The organism is Nonomuraea sp. NPDC050451 (genome assembly GCF_044458585.1).
On record NZ_JBITHZ010000001.1, the window covers coordinates 710,941 to 734,637 of the forward strand.

Annotated in this window: 18 protein-coding genes and 1 tRNA gene; 12 read left to right on the forward strand and 7 right to left on the reverse strand. The window is 69.4% G+C overall.

What is annotated here, in order from left to right:
* The first annotated feature begins 604 nt into the window (after positions 1-604).
* Together gltB and ACIBI9_RS03180 are read left to right on the forward strand one after the other, a co-directional pair.
* The gene (gltB, locus tag ACIBI9_RS03175; RefSeq protein WP_397220261.1) at positions 605-5,110 is read left to right on the forward strand and encodes a glutamate synthase large subunit; all 4,506 of its coding nucleotides are present in this window, start codon (positions 605-607) and stop codon (positions 5,108-5,110) included.
* Positions 5,111-5,126: 16 nt separating this feature from the next.
* A complete protein-coding gene (locus ACIBI9_RS03180; RefSeq protein ID WP_397220262.1) occupies positions 5,127-6,605 on the forward strand; it encodes a glutamate synthase subunit beta in 1,479 nt (492 codons plus the stop codon).
* Between the two features lie 40 nt (positions 6,606-6,645).
* Here the strand turns inward: ACIBI9_RS03180 and ACIBI9_RS03185 are convergent, their stop codons facing one another.
* Positions 6,646-7,476, reverse strand: coding sequence for a helix-turn-helix domain-containing protein (locus tag ACIBI9_RS03185; protein ID WP_397220263.1), 831 nt, complete (start codon positions 7,474-7,476; stop codon positions 6,646-6,648).
* A 93-nt stretch (positions 7,477-7,569) separates the two neighbouring features.
* On the opposite strand from ACIBI9_RS03185, the gene ACIBI9_RS03190 reads away from it, so the two are divergent.
* The 6 genes from ACIBI9_RS03190 (at position 7,570) to pyk (ending at position 14,515) form a co-directional block, all read left to right on the forward strand.
* Positions 7,570-8,631, forward strand: a complete 1,062-nt coding sequence (locus tag ACIBI9_RS03190; protein WP_397220264.1) for an aldo/keto reductase — start codon at positions 7,570-7,572, stop codon at positions 8,629-8,631.
* Positions 8,632-8,742: 111 nt separating this feature from the next.
* Complete coding sequence (locus ACIBI9_RS03195; RefSeq protein ID WP_397220265.1) at positions 8,743-9,324, forward strand: TetR/AcrR family transcriptional regulator; 582 nt, start codon at positions 8,743-8,745, stop codon at positions 9,322-9,324.
* Positions 9,325-9,470: 146 nt separating this feature from the next.
* The gene (locus ACIBI9_RS03200) at positions 9,471-10,904 is read left to right on the forward strand and encodes an MDR family MFS transporter (protein WP_397220266.1); all 1,434 of its coding nucleotides are present in this window, start codon (positions 9,471-9,473) and stop codon (positions 10,902-10,904) included.
* A gap of 133 nt (positions 10,905-11,037) precedes the next feature.
* Entirely contained in the window at positions 11,038-12,702 is a 1,665-nt protein-coding gene (locus ACIBI9_RS03205) for a S8 family peptidase (protein ID WP_397220267.1), read from the forward strand.
* Positions 12,699-13,049, forward strand: coding sequence for a DUF2784 domain-containing protein (locus ACIBI9_RS03210; protein WP_397220268.1), 351 nt, complete (start codon positions 12,699-12,701; stop codon positions 13,047-13,049). Before ACIBI9_RS03205 ends, ACIBI9_RS03210 begins: the two co-directional genes overlap by 4 nt.
* Positions 13,050-13,084: 35 nt before the next feature.
* Complete coding sequence (pyk, locus tag ACIBI9_RS03215; RefSeq protein ID WP_397220269.1) at positions 13,085-14,515, forward strand: pyruvate kinase; 1,431 nt, start codon at positions 13,085-13,087, stop codon at positions 14,513-14,515.
* Between the two features lie 422 nt (positions 14,516-14,937).
* On the opposite strand, the gene dapD is transcribed toward pyk, so the two are convergent.
* From dapD to ACIBI9_RS03230, 3 genes are read right to left on the reverse strand one after another with little or no spacing between them, the layout of a single operon-like run.
* Entirely contained in the window at positions 14,938-15,900 is a 963-nt protein-coding gene (gene dapD / locus ACIBI9_RS03220) for a 2,3,4,5-tetrahydropyridine-2,6-dicarboxylate N-succinyltransferase (protein ID WP_397220270.1), read from the reverse strand.
* 24 nt (positions 15,901-15,924) lie between these two features.
* Positions 15,925-16,347, reverse strand: a complete 423-nt coding sequence (locus ACIBI9_RS03225; protein ID WP_397220271.1) for a pyridoxamine 5'-phosphate oxidase family protein — start codon at positions 16,345-16,347, stop codon at positions 15,925-15,927.
* Positions 16,271-17,275, reverse strand: coding sequence for a LysR family transcriptional regulator (locus ACIBI9_RS03230; protein ID WP_397220272.1), 1,005 nt, complete (start codon positions 17,273-17,275; stop codon positions 16,271-16,273). Before ACIBI9_RS03230 ends, ACIBI9_RS03225 begins: the two co-directional genes overlap by 77 nt.
* A gap of 71 nt (positions 17,276-17,346) precedes the next feature.
* On the opposite strand from ACIBI9_RS03230, the gene ACIBI9_RS03235 reads away from it, so the two are divergent.
* The gene (locus ACIBI9_RS03235; RefSeq protein WP_397220273.1) at positions 17,347-18,075 is read left to right on the forward strand and encodes an SDR family oxidoreductase; all 729 of its coding nucleotides are present in this window, start codon (positions 17,347-17,349) and stop codon (positions 18,073-18,075) included.
* Positions 18,076-18,079: 4 nt separating this feature from the next.
* Here ACIBI9_RS03235 and ACIBI9_RS03240 read toward each other — a convergent pair whose 3' ends face one another.
* A complete protein-coding gene (locus tag ACIBI9_RS03240; RefSeq protein ID WP_397220274.1) occupies positions 18,080-18,850 on the reverse strand; it encodes a helix-turn-helix domain-containing protein in 771 nt (256 codons plus the stop codon).
* A gap of 61 nt (positions 18,851-18,911) precedes the next feature.
* A tRNA-Leu gene (locus tag ACIBI9_RS03245) sits at positions 18,912-18,989 on the reverse strand.
* A gap of 113 nt (positions 18,990-19,102) precedes the next feature.
* Here ACIBI9_RS03245 and ACIBI9_RS03250 point away from each other — a divergent pair.
* From ACIBI9_RS03250 to ACIBI9_RS03260, 3 genes are all read left to right on the forward strand, one after another.
* On the forward strand, positions 19,103-19,687 hold the full coding sequence (locus ACIBI9_RS03250) for a response regulator (RefSeq protein ID WP_364832690.1): 585 nt from the start codon (positions 19,103-19,105) through the stop codon (positions 19,685-19,687).
* Between the two features lie 153 nt (positions 19,688-19,840).
* Positions 19,841-21,181: an ABC transporter substrate-binding protein gene (locus ACIBI9_RS03255; protein ID WP_397220275.1), complete on the forward strand. Its 1,341-nt coding sequence runs from the start codon at positions 19,841-19,843 to the stop codon at positions 21,179-21,181.
* Between the two features lie 230 nt (positions 21,182-21,411).
* Complete coding sequence (locus tag ACIBI9_RS03260) at positions 21,412-22,716, forward strand: ABC transporter substrate-binding protein (protein WP_397220276.1); 1,305 nt, start codon at positions 21,412-21,414, stop codon at positions 22,714-22,716.
* Here the strand turns inward: ACIBI9_RS03260 and ACIBI9_RS03265 are convergent.
* A complete protein-coding gene (locus ACIBI9_RS03265; RefSeq protein ID WP_397220277.1) occupies positions 22,713-23,555 on the reverse strand; it encodes a hypothetical protein in 843 nt (280 codons plus the stop codon). The two genes, ACIBI9_RS03260 and ACIBI9_RS03265, sit on opposite strands and share 4 nt — an antisense overlap.
* Positions 23,556-23,697: the final 142 nt, after the last annotated feature.

Here is a 23,697-nt window from a genome sequence, read left to right on the forward strand (position 1 = left end):
GTGGCGCAGGGCGAATCGTGAGGGCGATGTGGTGTGGGTGGGAAGGCCGGCGCCGTCGGGAGGTGGACGGGGGCGAGACGTTGAGTGGTCCTGCTGGCGCGGGGGTGCCGTGAGGACGCGGGTGGTGGTGGATGGGAGCTTTGGTGGGTCGTGGGCGGTGGTGCGAGGCGAGGCGGTGAGGTGATGGTGGCGGCGCGGAGGGGCGAATGGTGAAGGTGAGCGTGCTGGGTGGCGGGGGGAACCTCGGCGCCGTCGGTGGTGGCGCGGGGGTGGGTGATCGCGGCGGCGACGACGTGAAATCTGGAGCGGGTGCGGGGGTGTGCGGGCGGATTGGTCGGGTGGGGGTTTGGGCGGGGGGTGGAGTGGGGACGAATCGCTCCCCATGCCGTAAATCGTGGACGTGTGGCGGGAATTTCTTTCCCTACGTCCGGGGTTTGGGATAGGGAGTTCGGATGCTGGGATGTGGCCCAATGTTCGCAATGCGGACGTGGCGGGCACCATTCCGGCAGCGTGCGGTAACCTCTACCCACGATATGCAGCAGGGCCAACGTCGTCCCCGCCTGTAGAGCAGTTTGAGACAGACGATGACGACGGGAGGGATTCAATGCCTGCTGCCCACCTCGGGTTCCCCGAGCCCCAGGGCCTGTACCACCCCGCCAACGAGCATGATGCCTGCGGTGTCGCCATGGTTGCCGACGTCGCGGGACGCCGGGGGCACGGGATCGTGGTCAAGGCGCTGACGGCTCTGTGCAATCTTGATCATCGGGGGGCCAAGGGTAGCGAGCCGGACACCGGCGACGGAGCCGGGATCCTGACGCAGATCCCCGATGGGTTCTACCGCGCGAACGTGCCGTTCGAGCTTCCCGCGGCCGGCGCTTACGCGACCGGCATCGCCTTCCTGCCGTTCGACGAGCAGGCCAGGAGCATCGCCACCGGCCTGATCGAGGAGATCGCGGCCGAGGAGGGCCTCACCGTGCTCGGCTGGCGCGAGCTGCCGGTCGACCGCGAGCTGCCCGGGCCGAGCGCCAGGGCCGTCATGCCGCACTTCGCCCAGCTGTTCGTGGCCGACCCCGAGGGCCGGGAGGGGCTGGAGCTCGACCGGCTGGCCTTCTGCCTGCGCAAGAGGTCCGAGCACGAGGCGGACGTCTACTTCCCCTCGCTGTCCGCCAGGACGATCGTCTACAAGGGCATGCTCACGCCCGACCAGGTCGAGCCGTTCTTCCCCGACCTGAGCGACGAGCGTTACGAGACGGCGATCGCGCTGGTGCACTCGCGCTTCTCCACCAACACGTTCCCGAGCTGGCCGCTCGCCCACCCGTACCGCTACATCGCCCACAACGGCGAGATCAACACGGTCAAGGGCAACCGCAACTGGATGCGGGCCCGCGAGGCGATGCTGGAGTCCGCCCACATCCCGGGCGATATTTCACGACTTTTCCCCATCTGTGACCCGGATGGCAGCGACACCGCCAGCTTCGACGAGGCCCTGGAGCTCCTGCACATCGGCGGTCGGAGCCTGCCCCACGCCGTGCTGATGATGATCCCGGAGGCGTGGGAGAACCACACGGAGATGGACCCCGCGCGCCGGGCCTTCTACGAGTTCCACTCCTCGATGATGGAGGCCTGGGACGGCCCCGCGTCGATCACGTTCACCGACGGCACCCTGGCCGGCGCCGTGCTCGACCGCAACGGCCTGCGCCCCGGCCGCTTCTGGGTGACCGCCGACGGCCTGGTCGTGCTGGCCTCCGAAGCCGGCGTGCTCGACTTCAAGCCCGAGGACGTGGTCAGAAAGGGCCGCCTGCAGCCGGGCCGCATGTTCCTCATCGACACCGCCCGCGGCAAGATCATCGAGGACGACGAGATCAAGGCCGAGCTGGCCGCCGAGCTGCCGTACGAGGACTGGCTGCACGCGGGGCTCGTCCGCTTCGAGGAGCTGCCCGCGCGGCAGCGGGAGATCCCCACGCACGAGGCGCTCGTCAAGCGGCAGCAGACCTTCGGCTACACCGAGGAAGAGCTGCGCATCATCCTGTCGCCGATGGCCAGGGCCGGTCAGGAGCCGATCGGCTCCATGGGCACCGACACGCCCGTGGCCGTGCTGAGCGAGAAGCCGCGGCTCCTGTTCGACTACTTCACGCAGCTGTTCGCGCAGGTCACGAACCCGCCGCTGGACGCCATCCGTGAAGAGCTGGTCACCTCGCTGGCCAGCACCATCGGTCCCGAGGGCAACCTGCTCGACCCGGGTCCGTCGTCGTGCCGCCAGCTCGTGCTGCCGTACCCGGTGATCGACAACGACGAGCTCGCCAAGATCATCCACATCAACGACGAACACGACCTGCCGGGCTTCCACCCGTACGTCATCAGCGGCCTGTACGAGGTCGCCGGCGGCGGCGAGGCGCTGCTGCGCCGCCTGGAGGAGATCAGGGCCGAGGCGTCCGAGGCGATCGCCGGCGGCGCGCGGATCATCGTGCTGTCCGACCGCGGCTCGTCGGAGACGCTGGCGCCGATCCCGTCGCTGCTGCTGACCGGCGCGGTGCACCACCACCTGATCCAGGAGAAGACCCGCACCAAGATCGGCCTCGTGGTCGAGACCGCCGAGGCCCGCGAGTGCCACCACATGGCGCTGCTCATCGGGTACGGCGCCGGCGCGATCAACCCGTACCTCGCGATCGAGACCATCGAGGACCTGGTCGACACCGGCGCGCTCGAGATGGACAAGCGCAAGGCCGTCCGCAACCTGATCAAGGCGTACGGCAAGGGCGTCATCAAGGTCATGTCCAAGATGGGCGTGTCCACGGTGGCCTCCTACACCGGCGCGCAGATCTTCGAGGCGCTCGGCCTGAGCCAGCAGGTCATCGACTCCTGCTTCACCGGCACCACCTCCCGCCTGGGCGGCGTCGGCTTCGACGTGCTGGCCGAGGAGGTCGCGCAGCGCCACCGCCACGCCTACCCGCGTGCTGAGAACGCCCACCGCAGGCTCCAGGTCGGCGGCGAGTACCAGTGGCGGCGCGAGGGCGAGCCCCACCTGTTCAACCCCGAGACCGTCTTCAAGCTGCAGCACGCCACCAGGACCCGCCGCTACGAGATCTTCAAGGAGTACACGAACCTCGTGGACTCCCAGGCGGAGCGGCTGATGACCCTGCGCGGCCTGTTCAAGCTGCGCAAGGGCGACCCGATCCCGATCGAGGAGGTCGAGCCGGCCTCGGAGATCGTCAAGCGGTTCTCGACGGGCGCGATGTCGTACGGTTCCATCTCCATGGAGGCGCACGAGACGCTCGCCATCGCGATGAACCGGCTCGGCGGCAAGTCCAACACCGGTGAGGGCGGCGAGGACCCCGAGCGGCTCTACGACGCCACCCGCAGGTCCGCGATCAAGCAGGTCGCCTCCGGCCGGTTCGGCGTCACCAGCGAATACCTGGTGAACGCGGCCGACCTGCAGATCAAGATGGCTCAGGGCGCCAAGCCCGGCGAGGGCGGCCAGCTGCCCGGCCACAAGGTCTACCCGTGGATCGCCAAGACCAGGCACTCCACGCCGGGCGTCGGCCTCATCTCGCCGCCGCCGCACCACGACATCTACTCGATCGAGGACCTGGCCCAGCTCATCCACGACCTGAAGAACTCCAACCCGGAGGCCAGGGTCCACGTGAAGCTGGTCGCCGAGGTCGGCGTGGGCACGGTCGCCGCGGGCGTGTCGAAGGCGCACGCCGACGTGGTGCTCATCTCCGGGCACGACGGCGGCACCGGCGCCTCGCCGCTCACGTCGCTCAAGCACGCGGGCGCGCCGTGGGAGCTCGGCCTGGCCGAGACCCAGCAGACGCTCCTGCTCAACGACCTGCGCGACCGCATCGTCGTCCAGGTCGACGGCCAGCTCAAGACCGGCCGCGACGTCGTCATCGCCGCGCTGCTCGGCGCCGAGGAGTACGGCTTCGCCACCGCGCCCCTCGTCGTCAGCGGCTGCGTCATGATGCGGGTCTGCCACCTCGACACCTGCCCCGTGGGCGTCGCCACGCAGAACCCGGAGCTGCGCAAGCGCTTCAGCGGCAAGCCGGAGTTCGTGGTCAACTTCTTCGAGTTCATCGCCGAGGAGATCCGCGAATACCTGGCCGAGCTGGGCTTCCGCTCGCTCGACGAGGCGATCGGGCACGTCGAGATGCTCGACATGTCGGCGGCCGAGGACCACTGGAAGGCCAGCGGCCTCGACCTGGCGCCGATCCTGCACCAGCCCGAGCTGCCCGCGGGCACCGCGCTGCGCAGGGTCATCGAGCAGGACCACGGCCTGCAGCACGCGCTGGACAACACGCTGATCCAGCTCGCCGAGGGTGCGATCAACGAGGGCACCCCGGTCACGCTGGAGCTGCCCATCCGCAACGTCAACCGCACGGTCGGCACCATGCTCGGCTACCAGGTGACCAAGCGGTACGGCGGCCAGGGCCTGCCCGACAACACGATCGACATCTCGTTCACGGGCTCGGCGGGCAACTCGTTCGGCGCGTTCATGCCGCGCGGCATCACGCTGCGGCTGACCGGCGACGCCAACGACTACCTCGGCAAGGGCCTGTCCGGCGGGCGGATCACCGTCCGGCCGCACGAGGAGGCCCCGCTCGACGGCCACATCATCTCCGGCAACGTCGCCCTGTACGGCGCCACGTCCGGTGAGGTGTTCGTCCGCGGCGTCGTGGGCGAGCGGTTCTGCGTGCGCAACTCCGGAGCCACGGCGGTCGTCGAGGGCGTGGGCGACCACGGCTGCGAGTACATGACCGGCGGCCGGGCGGTCGTCCTCGGCCCGACCGGGCGCAACTTCGCGGCCGGCATGTCGGGCGGCATCGCCTACCTGCTCGACCTCAAGTCCGAGCGGGTCAACCGCGAGATGGTCGCCATCGAGACGCTCACCGAGGAGGACGGCGAGTTCCTCAAGGAGACCGTCGAGAAGCACTTCGCGGAGACCGGCTCGCCGGTCGCCAAGGAGCTGCTGGCCGACTGGGACGCGGCGCTGGGCCGGTTCGGCAAGATCATGCCGACCGACTACAAGCGGGTGCTGGCCGCCGCCGAGGCCGCCCGCATCGAGGGCAGGGACATCGACGAGGCCGTCATGGCGGCCGCGGTGCAAAGCTAAAGGGAGGCGTAACCGAATGGCTGACCCGAAGGGTTTTCTCACGCACGACCGGGAGCTGCCGGCGCGCCGCCCCGTGGACGTCCGCATCAGCGACTGGCGCGAGGTCTACCAGGACTTCTCGCGGGAGAAGCTGACCAAGCAGGCGGCCCGCTGCATGGACTGCGGCATCCCGTTCTGCCACAACGGCTGCCCGCTCGGGAACCTCATCCCCGAGTGGAACGACCTCGTCTTCCGCACCGACTGGCGTGAGGCGATCGAGCGGCTGCACGCCACGAACAACTTCCCCGAGTTCACGGGCCGGCTCTGCCCGGCCCCGTGCGAGGCGGCGTGCGTGCTCGGCATCAACTCCGACCCCGTGGCGATCAAGCGGGTCGAGGTCGAGATCATCGACCGGGCGTTCGCCGAGGGCTGGGTGACCCCGCAGCCCCCGGCCGTCAAGACCGGCAAGAGGGTCGCGGTCGTCGGCTCGGGCCCTGCGGGCCTGGCCGCCGCGCAGCAGCTCACCAGGGCCGGGCATGACGTGGTGGTGTTCGAGCGGGCCGACCGGATCGGCGGCCTGCTGCGGTACGGCATCCCCGAGTTCAAGATGGAGAAGCGGCACATCGAGCGCCGCCTGGAGCAGATGCGGGCCGAGGGCACCGAGTTCCGCACGGGCGTCAACGTCGGCGTCGACATCACCGCCGCCGAGCTGCGCGAGCAGTTCGACGCCGTGGTGCTGTCGGGCGGGGCCACCCAGTGGCGCGACCTGCCGGTGACCGGGCGCGAGCTCAAGGGCGTCTACCAGGCGATGGAATACCTGCCGCTGTCCAACAAGGTCCAGGAGGGCGACTTCGAGACCTCGCCCGTCTCGGCCGAGGGCAAGCACGTCGTGGTGATCGGCGGCGGCGACACCGGCGCCGACTGCATCGGCACGGCGATCCGGCAGGGCGCCGCGTCCGTCACCCAGCTCGAGATCATGCCCCAGCCGCCGGCGAACAGGCCCGGCAGCCAGCCGTGGCCGACGTTCCCCATCCTGTTCAAGATGGAGAGCGCCCACGAGGAGCTGGCCGACGGCGGGGGAGAGCGGGTCTACGCGGTCTCCACGACCGAGTTCGTCGGCGACGCCGACGGCAACGTGCGGGCGCTGCGGCTGGTCGAGGTCGAGGGGCCGCAGGCCGGGTTCAAGCCGATCCCGGGCACCGAGCGCGAGATCCCGGCCGAGCTGGTGACGCTGTCGATGGGCTTCCTCGGCCCGGAGAAGGGCTCGCTGCTGCAGGACCTGGCCGAGGCCGCCGGTGACGGCTTCTACGACGCGCGGGGCAACGTCTCGCGTGACAAGACGTACATGTCCAAGGTGGACGGCGTCTTCGTGGCCGGCGACATGGGCCGCGGGCAGTCGCTCATCGTGTGGGCCATCGCCGAGGGGCGGGCCGCAGCCTCGGGCGTGGACCGGTACCTGACCGGGGAGACGGCGCTGCCGTACCCGATCCTGCCGACCGCGCGGCCGCTGGTGTAGTTCGGAGAGGCCGGGACCGCTCAGTGCGGTCCCGGCTTTTTCATGCGCATTCGCGGGCGATGGCGTCGAGGACGCGCTGGGAGTCGGCGTCTGCGGCGCGGTAGATGACCAGCCGCTGGCCGGGGGCCTGGATCGGGGCCAGCACCTCGTAGTCGACGGTCACCGGGCCCTTGACGGCGTGCCGCAGCCGCTTGCGGCCCCGGCCGTTCACCCGGACGTCGCGCAGCGCCCACAGGCGGGCGACCTCCTCGCTGCCGGCGGTGAGCTCGTCGACCAGCTCGGTCAGCGCCTTGTCGTCGGGATGGGCCGCCCACGAGGCCCGCAGGTCGGCGATGCCCTCGCGCAACGTGCGCTCCCTGTCGCGGAAGAAGTCGCGCAGGCCCGGGTGGAGCATGCACAGCCACAGGCTGTTGCGCTGCTCGGGCGGCAGCGTGCCGAAATCCATCATCAGCCCCGCCATCTCCGGGTTCCAGGCGAGGATGTCGAAGCGGTGGTTGAGCAGCATGGCGGGCAGCGGCGACAGGTCGAGCACGAGCCGCGCCAGCGGGCCCGCCTCCTCCGCGGCGGGCGCCTGCCGGTTGGGGCGCTGGCGGGCCAGCTCGAACAGGTAGGCCCGCTCGTCCTCGCTCAGCCGCAGCGCTTCGGCCAGCGCCTCCAGGACCTCGGCCGAGGGACGCAGCCCGCGGCCCTGCTCCAGGCGGATCACGTAGTCGACGCTGACGCCCGCGAGCTCGGCGACCTCCTCCCTGCGCAGGCCCGGCGTGCGCCGCTGGGCGCGACGGGCGGGCAGGGCGACCTCACCCGGGTCCAGTCGCTCGCGGCGGGTGCGCAGGAAGGCGGCGAGCTCGCGGGTCTGGTCCACGGTGTTCATCCCTTCGATCCTACGACTCGCCTGCCTAGGAAGGCCTGTCCCAGGAAGAGCCTTCCCTTCCCCCTGGATCCCGGCCGGAGCAGCCTTGACGGCATGACGACTCTTGACACCTACCGCCTGCTCGGCCGCTCGGGACTGCGCGTCTCGCCGCTCGCTCTGGGGACCATGACGTTCGGCACGGATTGGGGCTGGGGCTCGGACAAGGACGAGTCGCGGCGGATCTTCGACACGTACGTGGACCGGGGCGGCAACTTCGTCGACACCGCCAGCCAGTACACGGAGGGCACAGCGGAGAGGCTGGTCGGCGAGTTCGCGTCGGGACGGCGCGAGGAGCTGGTGCTGGCCACGAAGTACACCATGGCCAGGCGGGCCGGCGACCCGAACTCCGGCGGCAACCACCGCAAGAGCATGGTGCAGTCGGTCGAGGCGAGCCTGCGCAGGTTGAACACCGACTTCATCGACCTGCTCTACCTGCACGCCTGGGACTTCACCACCTCGGTGGAGGAGATCCTGCGGGCCATGGACGACCTGGTCAGGGCGGGCAAGGTGCTCTACGTGGGCATCTCCGACGTGCCCGCCTGGCAGGTGTCGCGCATGCAGGCCATCGCCGACCTGCGCGGGTGGGCGCCGCTGATCGCCCTCCAGATCGAGTACAGCCTGGTCGAGCGGACCGTCGAGCGGGACCTCATCCCGATGGCGCGGGAGATGGGGCTGGGCGTCATCCCGTGGTCGCCCCTGGCGAGTGGGGTGCTGACCGGCAAGTACAGCCGGGACGACCTCGCCCAGGAGGTCTCCGCCGACCCGTCCGGCTCGCGCAAGAACGTCGCGGCGGCCAACGGGTCGCTGACCGGGCGCGCCCTGGACATCGCCGACGTGGTGAAGCAGGTCGCCGGCGAGCTCGGGGTCAGGCCGTCGCAGGTCGCGCTGGCCTGGACGACGCTCAACCCCGGCGTCACGGCGCCCATCGTGGGGGCGCGCACGCTTGCGCAGCTGGAGGACAATCTGGGGGCCCTGGACGTGCGCTTCAGCGACAGCCAGCTGGCCGCGCTGGAGGAGGTCAGCCGGGTGGATCTCGGCTTCCCGCACGAGTTCCTGGCCCGGCCGATGCCGCGCCAGGTCATGCTGGGCGGCGTCAAGCTCGACCTAACCCGCTGACCTGCGTGTCTTGAAGGCGCCCCCCGTACGGCGGGCGCCTTCGGCATGTCCGAGGAATTGCACTCCCTGCAAGTCTTGCAGTGAGTGCAAGAGTTGCGTACAGTGCAAGGTATGGAGAGTCCGCAGCAGCGTCGAGACCGTCGGCGGGCCGAGAAGCGGCAGGCCATCAGGCGGGCCGCCGTGAAGATCGCGCTCGACGAGGGGATCGAAGCCGCGACCGTGGAGGCGATCAGCGCGGCGGCCGACATCTCGCCGCGCACCTTCTTCAACTACTTCGCCTCCAAGGAAGAGGCGCTCGTCATGGAGCCTCTCTGGCACCCTGAGGAGCTCGTCGGCATGCTCACGGAAAGGCCCGCCGACGAGCCCGCCTTTCAGGCGCTGAAAACGGTGATGCGGACCTTCGCCGTCCGGAGTCAGCGGATCTGGACGGACATGGAGCCGTTCATGGAGCTGCGCAAGCGCCACCCCGAACTGGCCGCCAAGGCCAGGGCGGCCGACGAGACGAAGATCATGGAAACGGTCTTCGAGGCCGTCAGGAGCCGTCCGGGCGTCACCAGCCCCATGCACGCCAGGCTGCTCATCGTGGCGTCGTTCGGCGCGGCCATCTCGGCGATCCAGGAGGCGACGGCCGGCGGCGGCTCGGTGGAGGACCTGCTGGAAGAGGCGTTCACGCTGCTCGAGAACGGACTCTGACCCCATAGAGAAAGCGGCGACCGGGGTGGCACCCCCGATCGCCGCGGATCACTCCTGCCCTCGCGAAAGAAGCAAGGAGACGGCTATCCACAACCACGGCCGAGGCCGCACCTCGGCGCTCACTCTGGGTGAGCATGGGCTCACTCATGCTCACCATGTTCCTGGCCGCCGTCGACCAGACCGTCGTGGCGACGGCCATGCCGACCATCGTGGGCGAGCTGCACGGCCTGGAGAGCCTGTCGTGGCTGGTCACCGCGTTCGCCCTTACCTCGGGCATCGCCACGCCCCTCTACGGCAAGCTCAGCGACATGTACGGCCGCAAGAACCTCTACCTGTCGGCCATCGTCCTGTTCGTCCTCGGCTCGGCCCTGTGCGGGCTGGCGCAGTCGATGGGCCAGCTCATCGCCTTCCGCGCCTTCCAGGGCATCGGGGCGGGCGGTCTCATGGTGCTGACCATGACCATCGTCGGTGACCTGGTCACGCCCCGCGAACGCGCCAAGTACCAGGGCATCTTCGGCGCGGTCTTCACGCTGGCCTCGATCGCCGGGCCGATCCTCGGCGGCTACCTCACCCAGCACGTCTCCTGGCGCTGGATCTTCTACATCAACCTGCCGCTCGGCGTGATCGCGCTGGCCGTGGCGTTCGCCGTGCTGAAGCTGCCCAAGCGCGTCTCCCCGCACCGGATCGACTGGCTCGGCGCCGTGCTCATCTCCGGGCTCCTGACCTGCCTGACGCTGTTCGCCTCCTGGGGCGGCACCCTCTACGCCTGGTCCTCGCCGGTCGTCATCGGGCTCGGCGGCGGCGCGGTGCTGCTGGCCGTGCTGTTCGTGCTGGTGGAGCGGACGGCGGCCGAGCCGGTGCTGCCGCCGCGGCTGTTCCGCGAGCGGATGTTCACGGTCCCGGTGGCCTCCGTCGTGCTCATGGCCACCGCGATGCTCGGCGCGGCCACGTTCCTGCCCGTGTTCCTGCAGCTGGCCACCGGGGCGAGCGTGGCGGACTCGGGGCTGCTGCTGCTCCCGATGATGGTCGGGATGGTCGTCTCGTCGACGCTGACGGGACAGCTCGTGCACCGGTTCGGCCGGTTCAAGTGGTTCATGGTCGCGGGGACGGCGCTCTCCGGGATCGCCGGGTTCCTGTTCTCCACCATGGACCTCGGGACCAGCGGGTTCGTCTCCGGCGCGTACATGGTGCTCTTCGGGGCCGGGCTCGGCATGGTCATGCAGAACGTGCTGCTGGTCGTGCAGACCAGCGCCACGGCGGCGGACCGGGGCGCGGCGACCTCGGCCGTCACGTTCGCCCGGGGCGTCGGCGGCGCGGTGGGCGTGGCGGTGCTGGGCGGCGTCTTCAGCAGCAGGCTCGCGCTGGGGCAGGGCTCTCTCACGCCCGAGGCCATCCAGGCGCTGCCGGAGGCCGCGCGGCACGCCACGCAGCTCGCCTTCTCCGACGCCATCAGCGGGGTGTTCGCGTGGGTGGGGCCGATTCTGCTGGCCGCCGCGTTGCTGCTGGCCTTCCTCAGGGACGTACGCCTGACCGACCAGGCTCCGTCCGAGCCGGCCCCGAAGCCCGGCGTACGGGCCTGAGCCCAGGGCGAAGCGGATCCCGCGCCCGGGGTCCGCTTCGCCGCCTATAGGCCGAAATTTCATCAGTAAGTTGCATCACCTGGTAAGTGTCGGGAAGATGCAGAATCTGAGGCACTGGGTGGATGGGGGAAGAATGCGGCGAGTCGCCTCTGGCTTGACAGCGCTGGCCGCCGTGGTCGCGATGGCCGGCTGCTCGCCCGGCACATCGGAGACGCCTCCCCGCCCCGCCACCCCCGCGGGCCCCGAATACCTCGTCTTCTACGCCGAAGGCGGGCAGCGCCAGGCACAGCAGGCCGTCGAACGCGCCGGCGGCACCACGCTCGCGAACGACGCCAAACTCGGTTACCTGACCACCACGAGTGGCGGCGGCAGGTTCGTCGAAAGCGTGGGCGGCGACGGGTCCGTCGTCGGGGTGTCCCCGGACCGCAGCATCGGCTTCGCCGACGTCGGCCGCGTCGCCCGCCGTACCGGAGGAGCCAAGGCCCGGACGGCGACTTTTCCCGACGCGAGATCGTTCACCAAGAGCGGCTCGGGAGAGCCGCTCGCCGGCCGCCAGTGGGACATGCGGATGATCGGCGCCGACCGCGCCAACGCCAAGGCGCCCGGCAGCAAGCAGGTGCTGGTCGGCGTCATCGACACCGGCGTGGACGGCAAGCACCCCGACATCGCCCCCAACTTCAACCGCGAGCTCAGCCGCAACTTCGTCACCGACAAACCCAAGGACGAGGACGGCGAGACGCTCGACGGCCCCTGCGAGGTCAGCGGCTGCAAGGACCCCGTGGACGAGGACGACGACGGCCACGGCACCCACGTGGCCAGTACGATCGCCGCCCCGATCAACGGCATCGGCATCGCGGGCGTCGCCCCCGGCGTGCAGATCGTGAACATCAGAGCCGGCCAGGACTCCGGGTTCTTCTTCCTCAAGCCCAGCCTCGACGCGCTCACCTACGCCGGCGACATCGGCGTGGACGTCGTGAACATGAGCTACTACGTCGACCCCTGGCTGTTCAACTGCCCGGCCAACAAGGCCGACTCCCGCAAGGAACAGCTCGAACAGGCGGCCATCATCACCGGCATGCAGCGGGCGCTCGACTACGCCCGCCAGCGCGGCGTCACGCTCATCTCCGCTCTCGGCAACGGCTCCACCGACCTCGGCCACCCCAAGGTCGACAAGGAGAGCCCCGGCTACCCGGTGGGCGAGAAGAAGGAGCGCCAGGTCGACAACTCCTGCATCAACGTGCCCGCCGAGTCCACCGGCGTCATCTCCGTCGCCGGGCTCGGCCCCTCCGGCCGCAAGGCGATCTACAGCGACTACGGCGTCGAGCAGGCCGATGTGTCCGCGCCCGGCGGCGACGCGCTGGACGGCAAGGGCGCCAAGGCCACCCGCTCGATCCTGGGAGCCGCGCCCGAAAACGTGCTGCGGGCCGCCGGGCGGATCGACGCGAAGGGCGAGCCCAAGAGCGCCGACGTCGTCAAGGACTGCAAGAACGGCACCTGCGCGTACTACCAGTACCTCGACGGCACCTCCATGGCCGCCCCGCACGCCACGGGAGTCGCCGCCATCCTCATCAGCCGCTTCGGCAAGCCCGGCAAGGGCGGCCTCGAACTGGCCCCGGCCACCGTCGAGGACCTGCTGTACAAGACCGCCACCCCCAAGGCGTGCCCAACGCCCCGCCAGTACGTGTACAAGGCCTACGGCCAGGACATCACGCAGGTCTGCGAAGGAGACCAGGCGGACAACGGCTTCTTCGGGCACGGTGTCGTGGACGCTTGGAAAGCGGCTACCGTCGAACCATGATGTATCGCATCATCGCGGAGGCCGCGATGGTGGTGCACTTCGCGTTCCTGGTCTACATGGCCGTGGGCGGGTTCGTCGCGTGGCGCTGGCGGCGTACGATCTGGGCGCACCTGGCCGTGGTCGGCTGGGGCCTGCTCTCGATCGTGACCGGCGTCGAGTGCCCGCTCACCGTGATCGAGGACTGGGGACGCCGGAATGCGGGGCTGGCCGGACTGCCCGCCAGTGGATTCATCGACAACTACATCGAGGGCGTGATCTACCCGGAGCAGTACACGAACTTGGTACGTCTGGGGGTCGCCGTTCTCGTTCTGTTCTCTTACGTCGGCTACGTTCTCCGTCGTCAGTGACTGCCAAGTGGTCTGTACCAATTAAGGTAGGACTCGTGACTCGTCGCGCGAAAATCGTCTGCACCCTAGGCCCCGCCACTTCGTCCAAGGAACGCCTCCGCGAGCTGATCGCCGCAGGCATGGACGTGGCACGGTTCAACCTCAGCCATGGCAATCATGACATGCACAGAGAGGTCTACGACCGGGTCAGGGAGGTGGCGGCCGACCTCGGCCGCGGCGTAGGCGTGCTCGCCGACCTGCAGGGCCCCAAGATCCGTGTCGGCACGTTCGAGGAGGGCCCCGTCAGGCTGGGCTTCGGCGACGTCTTCACCATCACCACCGAAGACGTCCCGGGCGACCGCGAGCAGGTCTCCACCACCTACAAGGGGCTGCCGAACGACGTGCGCCCCGGTGACACGATCCTCGTCGACGACGGCCGCCTCGTGCTCGAGGCCACCCGCGTCGACGGTGAGCGCATCACCACCCGTGTCGTCATCGGCGGCATGATCTCCGACAACAAGGGCCTCAACCTGCCCGGCGTCAACGTCAGCGCCCCCGCCCTGACCGACAAGGACGAGGCCGACCTGCGCTGGGCGCTGCGCACCGGCTTCGACATGATCGCCCTGTCCTTCGTCCGCCGCCCGTCCGACGCCGACGTGGTGCGCAACATCATGGAGCAGGAGGCCGTACGCCTGCCGCTGATCGCCAAGATCGAGAAGCCGCAGGCCGTCGACCGCCTCCCCGAGATCGTCGACGCCTTCGACGGCATCATGGTCGCCCGCGGCGACCTCGGCGTCGAGCTGCCGCTGGAGCAGGTGCCGATCGTCCAGCGACGCATCATCGAGCTCTGCCGCGAGAAGGCCCACCCGGTCATCGTGGCCACCCAGATGCTCGACTCGATGATGAACGCCCCGCGCCCCACCCGGGCCGAGGCCTCCGACGTGGCCTACGCGGTCATGGACGGCGCCGACGCGGTCATGCTGTCGGGCGAGACGTCGGTCGGCAACTACCCGATCGAGTCCGTCTCCACGATGGACCGCATCGCCTGCGCCGCCGAGGAGACGTCCCTGCACGCCACCCACAAGCTGGAGCGCATGCCGGAGACCACCGGCGGCGCCATCGCGCGCGCGGCGGCCGAGGTGGGGGCCGTCGTCGGGGCCAAGGCGCTGGTGGCCTTCACGATGTCGGGCGAGACGGCCCGCCGCCTGGCCCGCTACCGCTCGCCGATCCCGCTGCTGGCGTTCACCTCGTCGCCGCACGTGCGGGGGCAGCTGTCGGTGACGTGGGGGGTGGAGACGTTCCACGTGCCGTTCGTGCACCACACCGACGACATGGTGCGGCAGGTGGAGGCGTCGCTGCTGTCGTCCGGGCGGTTGGAGAAGGGCGACAAGGTGGTCATCGTGGCCGGCTCGCCTCCCGGCACCCCGGGCTCCACCAACGCCCTGCGCGTCCACACCATCGGCTCCGCGGTCTCCCACGCGCACTGACTTTCATAGTCGGCCATGCACGGCGGCCACCCGCCCGTGGCTGAGGTTTTTGGGATTCTTTACGACCGGCCACGGTCGGCACCAACCGCCGACTGTGGCGGGGGCTTTTAAGTTTTTACGGCTGGCCACGGTCGGCACCAACCACCGACCGTGGCTGAGGGCCTTCCAGGGGGACGCTTACCCGCCTCACCGGCGCGCCGCCGCAACGGCGCGCCGTGAGCCACCTCCTTGGTTTTCCGCTTGACCGCGCGCCGTGCCCTGGCCGTGCAGGGTGTAGCGAGGCCACGGCGGCGCGTCCTTCGGGTGGCGCGCTGGGTAGGGCGGGCGGCGTCGATGGGTGGGCGCCGCCTGCGGGATCAGCGGGTCCGTCGGTGCACGGCGGGCGGCGCTGCTGGGCGCCGCCCGGAGTATGGGTCAGTGGATCAGTTGGCGTGCAGGGCCGCGTTGAGTTCGATGCCGCCGCCCGTGCGCGGCACCGCCTCCACGGCGCCCGACTGGGAGTTGCGGCGCAGCAGGACCCCGTTCGAGCCGGACAGCTCGGCCGCCTTCACCACCGTGCCGTCCGGGAGCGTGACCTTCGTGCCCGCCGTCACGTAGAGGCCGGCCTCCACCACGCAGTCGTCCCCCAGCGAGATGCCGATGCCCGCGTTGGCGCCGAGCAGGCAGCGTTCGCCGATCGAGATGACCTGCTTGCCGCCGCCGGACAGCGTCCCCATGATCGAGGCGCCGCCGCCCACGTCGGAGCCGTCGCCGACGAGCACGCCGGCCGAGATGCGGCCCTCGACCATGGAGGCGCCCAGCGTGCCGGCGTTGAAGTTCACGAAGCCCTCGTGCATGACCGTGGTGCCGCTCGCCAGGTGGGCGCCCAGGCGCACCCGGTCCGCGTCGGCCACCCGCACGCCGGAAGGCAGCACGTAGTCCACCATCCGCGGGAACTTGTCCACCCCGTACACCGTCACCGCGCCCCTCGCCCGCAGCCGCAGGCGCGTCCGCTCGAAGTCCGGCACCGGGCAGGGACCGAAATTGGTCCACACGACGTTGGCGAGCAGGCCGAAGACGCCGTCCAGGTTGACCCCGTGCGGCCTGACCAGGCGCGCGGACAACAGGTGCAGCCGCAGGTAGACGTCGTGGGCGTCCACGGGCGCCTCGGAGAGCTTGGCGATGCCGGTGCGCACCGCCACCACCTCCACGCCCCGCGCCGCGTCGGGACCCGTCAGCTCGGCCAGCTCACCGGCCTCGCCGGCGGAGAGCCGCTCGGTCCCCGTCGCGGGCGCGTCGCCCAGCTCGGGGGCGGGGAACCAGGTGTCGAGTACGGTGCCGTCGGCGGCGATGGTCGCGAGGCCGACGCCGAACGCGCCGGTCGAGGTGGGATCGATAGCAGTCACGGGCCCAAAAATACCGTTTCCGGCTCAGCCGAGAGCGCCCAGGTCGGCGGAGAGCCAATGCTCGGGTCGCATCCGGAACGTCATGAGCACGTGCAGGTCCGAGCCCTGCACGTATCCCTCCACCGCGTCGGGCGGCAGGTAGCGGGAGGAGATGCGCGTCAGGTCCTCCAGCGTCGTGGGGCCCGAGTGCACGACGGGCCCTTCGACGGACACGTACCGGTAGGTCGGGCTGTCCCGCTGCACCAGCATCGAGAACCTGGTCGCCTTCGCGATCAGCTTGGCCTTGCGCGAATCGCCGTCCGTCAGGAAACGGATCTCGCCGCCGGGGACGTAGTCGTACCAGACGGGCACGATCAGCGGCGCGCGCCCGTCACCCGTCTCCACCGCCAGGCTCGCGATGTGCGGCTCCGCCAGGAACGCCTCCCTCGCCGCCACGCTCAACGGCATGCCGCCCCACCTCCGTCTGCATCGATCTTGAGACGGCTATTCCCGGTGGGAGCGATCCCGAAAGCTCCTCAATCGTGGCTTTGCCCAGGTGATCCCCGTTCGCGGCGGCGGCGTGCCGGGCCGCGACCGTCGTCGCCGTGTGGACGAACGCCGCCAGCGCACGCGACCGTGTCCCCTCCGGCCACGCCAGCACGACCGTCGTCGGCGCGCCGTCGAGCACCGGCACGCACACCAGATCCCGCCGCAGGTGCTCCCGCACCGACTCCGGGACCACCGCGATCAACCGCCCCAACGCCACCAGTTGCATCAGCATGGAGGGATCGCTCAGGTCGGAATGCCGGCCCGGCCAGCACGGCGTCGGGTCGTCCTCCAGCTCGGCCAGGCTCACGAAGGACCGCGTCGCCAGCCGGTGCCCGGGCCAGACGATCGCCACGCTGCCCTCCTCCCGGAGCGGCTCGCTGTCGAAGCCCGTCAGATCCTCGTACGGGCTGTGCAGGAACGCCACGTCGGCCGTGCCGTCACGCAGCATCCGCGCCCGCTCCGTCACCGCGCACAGGACCAGGTCCACCTCGACGGCGTCCGGATGGGCATGGTAGGCGGCGAGGATCTCCGGCAACAGGCCGCCGTCGCCGCCCGCCTTCATCGCCACCACCAGCCGGGGCACTGCGCGCCCCGCCCGCTGCGTGCGCACCGTCGCGGCGGCCACCGCGTCGAGGACCTTGGCCGCCTCCCTGGCCAGCACCTCGCCCGCCGGAGTCAGCGAGATCCGCCGCCCAGACCGGTCGAACAACGTCACCCCGAGCCGCCGCTCCAGCTTCTGGATCGCCCTCGACAGCGGCGGCTGCGCCATGCCCAGCCGCTCGGCCGCCCGCCCGAAGTGCAGCTCCTCCGCGACGGCGGCGAAATAGGCCAGCTCGCGCGTTTCCATACCCTCAGGGTATGGCCCATCACCCACCCGGTGTTGGCCCCGGAACGGCCGGCAGTGGTGTGCTTCCCGACATGACGGACAAGACCACAGCCCTGGTGACCGGGGCGAACAAGGGCATCGGATACGAGGTCGCCGCGGGGCTCGCGCGCAAGGGCATGACGGTGCTGCTCGGCTCCCGCGAACGGGCGCGCGGGGAGGAGGCCGCCGCCCGGCTCAGAGCCGAGGGCGGCGACGTGCGCCCCGTCCTGCTGGACGTCACCGACCCGGCCACGATCGACGCCGCCGCCGCCACGCTCACCCGCCTCGACGTGCTGGTCAACAACGCCGGCATCTCGGGCCCCATGGGAGACCCGCCCAGCGCCATGTCCCCGCGGACCGTCCGGGAGGTGTTCGAGACGAACGTCGTCGGCGTCCTCATGGTCACCAACGCCATGCTCCCCCTGCTCAGACGCTCACCGGCGGCCCGCATCGTGAACGTCTCCAGCGGCGTCGGCTCCCTCGCCCACCACACCGACCCCGGCCACTACATGTCGGCCCTGCCGCCCTCGGCCACCTATCCCGTGTCCAAGACCGCGCTCAACTCCCTGACCGTCCAGTACGCCAAGGAGCTGCGCGAGGAAGGCATCCTCGTCAACGCGGCCGCCCCGGGCGCCTGCGCCACCGACCTCACCAGGGACCTGCCGTACGAGCTCACGCGCACGGCCGCGGACGGAGCCGCCGTCATCATCCGCCTGGCCACCCTCGGCCCCGACGGCCCCACGGGCGGCTTCTTCGACGACGCCGGGATCGTGCCCTGGTGACCGGTCAGTATTTCGGGCCGACGTGAAGATCGAGCAACTCCACCGCCTCCCGCCGGGCGACCGAGAGCTCGTTGCGGTTGTTGAAGCGCCAGGCCACGCCGAGCAGATCTAGCGCCTCACCGCAGAGGGCGAGGATGTCGGGGGACTCGTTCTTGAAGTGGTAGCGAGGATATTCGTACCAGCGGACGCCGCTGGGCAGGACGCGGCGGACCCGATTCATGCCCCGGCAGCCATCGGAGTGGATCAGCCCTCGGACGAATCTCCCAGGATGCGCCGAGACGATCTCCCGCTGCCATGGCTCGAGGACGATGGCGCGCTCATGCTTCTTACCGGGGCCGTGCTGGGGGAACAGGTGCGGCCAGTGCTTGGAGTAGGAGTTGACGTCTTTGCATCCTTGGAGTTGCCGCACGCGGACTTTGTTGGTCGGCCGAATGGCCTGGAGGGCTTCGATGCATTCTTGGACGAGGCCGGGCCACCTGTTGGCGCACGCAATCCGCAGGGCCCAGACCTGCTTGGACCGATCGCCGACCCAGCAGATGCAGCCGTCGCCGAGATAGAGGCCCAGCAGGTAGGCATAACTGTCGGCAGGAGCGGGGGAATGAGGTTGCAGTGCACAACGCGGGCAGGTGCCGGTCATCGGAGATTCATACGCCGGGCGGTTACGCCACCGATGGATCGTGGGGGGACTGATGCCGGTCTGGCGGCTCGTCTCGCTGATGCTGAGTCCCGAGGCGAGCAGGCGGAGCGCTTCGTCACGGACGGCGAGGTCATACATGCGGAGAGTGTCGCACCCGGGTACGACAAAACCGCCCGGCCGAACGGGCCGGGCGGTTGGTTGGTGCCCCGGGTGGGACTCGAACCCACACTGTACGGGTTTTGAATCCGCTCCCTCATGCCAATTGGGGTACCGGGGCATGAGTCCGGAATATCGGACTCATGGGTATCGCTTGGTCGAATCTTAGCCCAACCAGAAGCTGCTCCGACCTGGCGTGGATCTAATCTACCGGACATCGGTACTCTTCTGCTCGTGAGTACGCAGCGGCGAGTAGTGATCGCGGAAGACGAGGCCCTGATCCGCCTCGACCTCAAGGAGATGCTCCAGGAGGACGGCTACGTCGTCGTGGGCGAGGCCGGGGACGGTGAGCAGGCGATCCGGCTGGCCGCCGAGCTGAGGCCGGACCTCGTGATCCTGGACGTGAAGATGCCCGTGCTCGACGGCATCTCGGCGGCCGAGCGGATCGTGGCCGAGCGGATCGCCCCGTGCCTGATCCTGACCGCGTTCTCCCAGCGTGACCTGGTCGAGCGGGCCAGGGACGCGGGGGCGATGGCCTATCTGGTCAAGCCGTTCACGAAGGCGGATCTGGTGCCGGCGATCGAGATGGCGGTCAGCAGGCACGAGGAGATGGTGGCGCTGGCGGCCGAGGTGTCGAGCCTGTCTGAGCGGCTGGAGACCAGGAAGCTGGTGGAGCGGGCCAAGGGTCAGCTGATGACGCAGCACGGCTGGAGTGAGCCGCAGGCGTTCAGGTGGATCCAGAAGGCGTCGATGGATCGGCGGTTGAGCATGCGTGAGGTTGCTCAGATCGTTATAGACGACGCGGCCGAGCGGGGCTGAAAAAGGCGTATATCAGCTCTTTTGGGCCGGTGGGTTGTGGTGTGGTCACGAGTGGGCATCCAACCGGCTTCGAGTGCTTTTCGTGGGAGGTGTCCCGGCGCGTAACTGATGGGCGGACGGAAGGTCCGCTCATCTCGAACGGAGACGCTTTCGATGATCCGTATTTCCCGCGCGCCGGTCGCCGCCACAGCGATCCGCGTACCGGTGCTCGCCGCCGCCCGCTTACCGGTCGCCGTCACAGCGGCGTGCCTGGTGCTGGTCGCGTGTTCGGGCGGAGGCACGACCGCCGCCCCCGCCGGGTCCGCCTCCGCTCCACCCTCCTCGGCCGCGGCCGCGAAGAAGGGGGACGGCACGCTGACGATCGGCACGGTGCTGCCGCAGACGGGTTCCCTCGCGTATCTGGGCCCGCCCATGTTCACGGGCGCGAACCTGGCGCTCAAGGAGGTGAACGAGGCGGGCGGGGTGCTGGGCAAGCCGATCACCAAGTACGACACCGACTCGGGTGACACCACCACGAACATCGCCTCGCAGTCGGCCGACAAGCTGCTGACGCAGAAGGTGGACGCGATCGTGGGCGCGGCGTCCTCGTCGGTGTCGGAGTCGATCCTCGACAAGATCACCAGGGCGGGGGTCGTGCAGTTCTCGCCGGCGAACACCTCGGACAAGTTCACCACGATCAACGACCGGGGGCTCTACTTCCGCACGGCTCCGCCGGACAAGCTGCAGGGTCGGGTGCTGGGTGACCTCGTGGTGGCCGACGGCAACGACACGGTGGGCATCCTGGCCATGCAGGACTCCTACGGCACGGGTCTGGCCGACCAGGTGCAGAAGACCGTCACCGACGGTGGTGGCGAGGTCGTCGAGCGGGTCGACTACGACCCGAAGGCGGCCGACTTCTCCGCGGACGTGGCCAAGATCAAGGCGAAGAACCCGAAGGGCATCGTGCTGATCGGGTTCGAGGAGACGGCGAAGGTCGTGGCGGAGCTGGTCAAGCAGGGCCTGACGGCGGACAAGCACAAGTGGTACATGGTGGACGGCAACATGTCGAACACCAACTTCGTCAGGGCCCCGAAGGGCACGCTCAAGGACGTCAAGGGCACGCTGCCCGGCGCGGCGGCGCCCGAGGCGTTCCAGAAGCGGCTGCTGGCGGTCAATCCCAAGCTGACCGAGTTCACGTACGCGGCGGAGTCGTACGACGCCTTGATGCTGATCGCGCTGGCGGCCGAGGTGGCCAAGGACGATTCGGGGGCGGCCATCGCGGCGAAACTGGTGGAAGTGAGCAAGGGCGGGGACAAGTGCACCGGCTTCAAGGAGTGCGTGGACCTGCTCAAGGCCGGTAAGGACATCGACTACGAGGGTGTCAGCGGGCCGGTCGACTTCAACGAGGTGGGCGACCCGTCGGTGGCGACGATCGGGGTCTACCAGTACGGCGCGGACAACAAGTTCGACGCGGCGAAGGCGCTCGAATATCGCCAGGGCAACATCGCGGGCTGAGGGGCGCCCATGACAGCCCAGATCCGGAAATTTCCGGGTCTGGGCTGTCTCGTGCTCTGACAGGACCGTAACTCACACGAAACACATCATTACCAAGAGTGTTTGGGACATTACGAATCCGCATAAAAGCCGCGTAAGAACTCCCCATCACCTGTTCGAACAGGCATGCTGAGCTCGGAAAACCCAGCGAAGGTGATCGTTCCTTCGTTGAGATAGGGGGAGTCTCTTTTATGATCCGCATTGCTCCAACGGGGCGCGTGCTGGCCGTCGCGGCCGCGGCGAGCCTGGCTCTGACGGCCTGTGGCGGTGGCGGCGGCGACACGGCCGCGAAGCAGTCCGAGTCGGCGGCCCCGTCCACGGCGGCCTCCTCGGCTCCCGCGGCGAAGGGCGACGGCACGCTGACTCTGGGCACCGTGCTGCCGCAGACGGGCTCGCTCGCCTTCCTCGGCCCGCCCGAGTTCGCCGGCGTGGACCAGGCCGTCAAGGAGATCAACGAGGCCGGTGGCGTGCTCGGCAAGCCGATCACCAAGGTCCACACGGACTCGGGTGACACGAGCACGAACATCGCCTCGCAGTCGGTGGACAAGCTGCTGGCGCAGAAGGCCGACGCCATCATCGGCGCCGCGTCGTCGTCGGTGTCCGAGTCGATCATCGACAAGATCACGGGTGCGGGCGTGGTGCAGTTCTCGCCGGCCAACACCTCGGACAAGTTCACCACGATCAGCGACAAGGGCCTGTACTTCCGTACGGCTCCGCCGGACAAGCTCCAGGGCCGCGTGCTCGGAGACCTGATCGCCGCCGACGGCAACGACACCATCGGCATCCTGGCCATGCAGGACTCCTACGGCTCCGGCCTGGCCGACCAGGTCACCAAGACCGCCGAGGAGGCCGGCGCCGGCGTCGTGGAGCGGGTCGACTACGACCCGAAGGCGGCCGACTTCTCGGCCGACGTGGCCAAGATCAAGGCGAAGAACCCGAAGGCGATCGTGCTGATCGGGTTTGAGGAGGGCGCCAAGGTCGTGGCCGAGCTGGTCAAGCAGGGCCTGACGGCGGACAAGTACAAGTGGTACATGGTGGACGGCAACATGTCGAACACCAACTACCTGAAGATGCCCAAGGGCACGCTCAAGGGCGTCAAGGGCACCATCCCCGGCGCCGAGGCGCCCGAGGAGTTCAGGAAGAAGCTGCAGGAGCTCGACCCCAAGCTCACCGACTTCACGTACGCGGCCGAGTCGTACGACGCGGCGAACCTGATCGCGCTGGCCGCCGAGGCGGCCAAGGACGACTCCGGCGCGTCCATCGCCGCCAAGCTGCCCGAGGTGAGCAAGGGCGGCGAGAAGTGCAAGAGCTTCAAGGAGTGCGTCGACCTGCTCAAGGCCGGCAAGGACATCGACTACGACGGCCTCAGCGGCCCGGTCGAGTTCAACGACGCCGGTGACCCGGCGGTGGCCACGATCGGCGTCTACCAGTACGGCGACGACAACAAGTACCCCGGCAAGGCGCTGGAGTACCGCACGGGCAAGATCGAGGGCTAGGAACCCAGGCCGCACGTCTTCATCGCCCAGGGGATGAGGCGGTCCTGCAGCGGCTTGGGCGGCACCACGATGACCACGCGCTCCTGACCCCCGTCGATGCTGGCCCGTACGGGGAACAGGAAGGCCTTCTTGGCCTCGGCGAACGCGTGGGGGTCGCAGCGGCCGGGGGTGAGCGCGATCGGCACCTCCAGCCGCTGCTGACCGGCGGCCAGCACGCCCAGGGGCCGGTGCTCGGGTGTGACGATGAAGTGGGTGGTCCCGCCCATGTCGGTCACGGTGACGGCGCCTTTCCCGCGCCGGGTGATCACCAGGTTGCCCCGCATGGCCTTGTCGACGTCCTTCCACTCCGGGCCGAACTCGATGTCCGCCGCCTCCTTGATCAGGAACTCCGAGCACTCGTCGCGCAGCAGCCTGGCCAGCAGCGGGTCGGGGTGGGGGACGCTGAAGACCACCTTCCGCGGCTGCTCGGAGCCGGTGCTGACGTGCGCCACGACTGTGGCAGGCTGGACTTGGGGCAGCCCCTGGGGGAGGCAGTTGGCGGCCCCGTACGTGATGCGCAGGTCCGTCCGCTCGGTCTTCTTGATGGTGGCGTCGGTCCTTTGCGCCGGCAGGGTTCTGAATGACGGCGTGACGAGCTGGACGTCGGCGAAATAGACCGGTGTGTCCTGGGTATTGCGGACGGCCACCTCCAGCGCGTGCACGGGCTCGTCCGAACGCCATTGCGCCAGTGAGACGGACACTCCCGCCGGGGGCGTCGCGGGTGGCGGGGAAGGCCGTGCGGAGGCGCCGCAACCGGCGAGGAGGAGCACCGTGGCGAGGGAGACCGTAAAGCGCTTCACTCGATGCAGATTAAGCGTGCTTGCCCAGGTCCGTAAGTTGAGGACTGATTACGACTCCGCATCCAAGTGCCGACAGTTCCCCAGTGCATCTGGTTGGAGCACGCAGCAGTTTTATACGTTTCCTGCATTCGTTCGGGAACGC